Source organism: Streptomyces tremellae, from assembly GCF_039540215.1.
GTDB lineage: Bacteria > Actinomycetota > Actinomycetes > Streptomycetales > Streptomycetaceae > Streptomyces > Streptomyces tremellae.
The window spans coordinates 1-1,120 of the sequence record NZ_BAABEP010000152.1; the positions used below are offsets into that span (position 1 = coordinate 1).

The following is a 1,120-nucleotide window of genomic DNA, read 5'->3' on the forward strand; positions in this document are numbered from 1 at the left end:
GGCGATGTATACGGACTGACGCCTGCCCGGTGCTGGAACGTTAAGGGGACCGGTTAGTCAATCTTCGGGTTGGCGAAGCTGAGAACTTAAGCGCCAGTAAACGGCGGTGGTAACTATAACCATCCTAAGGTAGCGAAATTCCTTGTCGGGTAAGTTCCGACCTGCACGAATGGCGTAACGACTTCTCGACTGTCTCGACCATAGGCCCGGTGAAATTGCAGTACGAGTAAAGATGCTCGTTTCGCGCAGCAGGACGGAAAGACCCCGGGACCTTTACTATAGTTTGATATTGGTGTTCGGTTCGGCTTGTGTAGGATAGGTGGGAGACTGTGAAGCTTGGACGCCAGTTCAGGTGGAGTCGTTGTTGAAATACCACTCTGGTCGTGCTGGATGTCTAACCTGGGTCCGTGATCCGGATCAGGGACAGTGTCTGATGGGTAGTTTAACTGGGGCGGTTGCCTCCTAAAGGGTAACGGAGGCGCCCAAAGGTTCCCTCAGCCTGGTTGGTAATCAGGTGGTGAGTGTAAGTGCACAAGGGAGCTTGACTGTGAGACTGACGGGTCGAGCAGGGACGAAAGTCGGGACTAGTGATCCGGCGGTGGCTTGTGGAAGCGCCGTCGCTCAACGGATAAAAGGTACCCCGGGGATAACAGGCTGATCTTCCCCAAGAGTCCATATCGACGGGATGGTTTGGCACCTCGATGTCGGCTCGTCGCATCCTGGGGCTGGAGTCGGTCCCAAGGGTTGGGCTGTTCGCCCATTAAAGCGGTACGCGAGCTGGGTTTAGAACGTCGTGAGACAGTTCGGTCCCTATCCGCTGCGCGCGTTGGAGTCTTGAGAAGGGCTGTCCCTAGTACGAGAGGACCGGGACGGACGGACCTCTGGTGTGCCAGTTGTTCTGCCAAGGGCATGGCTGGTTGGCTACGTTCGGGAGGGATAACCGCTGAAAGCATCTAAGCGGGAAGCCTGCTTCGAGATGAGGGCTCCCACCCACTTGATGGGGTAAGGCTCCCAGTAGACGACTGGGTTGATAGGCCGGAGATGGAAGCCAGGTGACTGGTGGAGTTGACCGGTACTAATAGGCCGAGGGCTTGTCCATAGAGGCTCGCGTCCACTGTGT

The 1,120-nt window shown here is 56.5% G+C and carries 1 rRNA gene; it reads left to right on the forward strand.

Annotated features, from left to right (window positions below):
* Positions 1 to 1,099 (forward strand): 23S ribosomal RNA (locus ABEA77_RS33775); the annotation flags it as partial.
* Between the last annotated feature and the right edge of the window lie 21 nt (positions 1,100 to 1,120).